This is a genomic window from Paenibacillus sp. HB172176 (assembly GCF_011947265.1).
GTDB lineage: Bacteria > Bacillota > Bacilli > Paenibacillales > Paenibacillaceae > Pristimantibacillus.
Genome location: NZ_JAATHD010000079.1, coordinates 1 through 1,096, shown reverse-complemented (window position 1 = coordinate 1,096; position 1,096 = coordinate 1). Strand labels below are relative to the sequence as shown.

Genomic DNA, 1,096 nt, shown 5'->3' with positions numbered 1-1,096 from the left:
AACATAAAACATCGATTCATTCGTTCGCACATACAGGTATTTCCCTGGCGAATCAATATAACGTCTATCTGCGGGTTTTTCCGTATCCAACAGCAGCTGCTTTTTGGAATTATCTACATTTGCGATAGCGCGATACGGACTCAAATTATTATTTCCCAAGCCTAAATTCGAAAAGGGAAACAGCCAATTATAGCTGTTACTGCTGTTGCTCGCGGACATGAAGCCTTGATTCTCCATTTCTTTACCTGTCGAACCGGCTAGCATATTCCCATTATTAAACCATTTGATATTTTTTAGCGACAACAATGTGTTGCTGTTGACTTGGTATAGCTTCCAATTCTCCAAAATATCTGCTGGAAGATAGCCCTCCATCGGCTCCAGATCCGGTTGCTCGTTCTTCCCCTCCAGGTCGAAGGATATCGTAGGGGAATCATTGACGACATCGAGCATGAGCAAAGTCTCGTCCTGATCAAGCGTGTCATCCCACTTCCCGTAATCCTCCGTTACCTTGGTGTAAAATAAATATTTACCTATTTTGCTCGGCGTAAAGGTAAACTTCAAAACCGCACCGCTGATTGTCTCCCAGGCATCATCTTCAAATCCGTTGTTATTCGAATCGTATTTGTACTTGTATTCGACTGACACAATTTGATCGCCATCCGGACTGTAGGAGCGGTTAATCACATCGACCGGCTGGTTTCGGATACCGACTGCCGGCACTTCAAGCTTCGCGACTGGAGGGAGATCCGGCTTTACGACGATGGAGCATACACCCGGCTCTAGCGACTTAAGCCCTGCGCTGTCGTACACATCGAGCTTGACCGTTTCGATGAGATTGCTCACTGTTTCGTTCACGTAAGCAGTAAGCTTATTCTGCCATTCATCTCTTGTGTGATCGATCGTTCGATTAATCGGGCTGTAGCTGCCGCTGGCGTCAAATTCGGAATCATCAATGGGATGATTCGAAACGACAAAGGGTGGACACTTTGCAATCGGAACCGGGTTTTTCGGAACAACATGAATGTAGGTCGAAGCCTTCGCCGTTAGTCCGAATTCATCCCGCATCTGAGCGCTGACCGAGAAGAAACCTAACGTA

At 46.4% G+C, this 1,096-nt stretch carries 1 protein-coding gene; it reads right to left on the bottom strand.

Translation table 11 applies throughout. The features are described 5' to 3' along the window. A partial coding sequence (locus tag HFP08_RS28865) for a hypothetical protein (RefSeq protein ID WP_206109348.1) occupies positions 1–1,096 on the bottom strand: 1,096 nt, incomplete at both ends.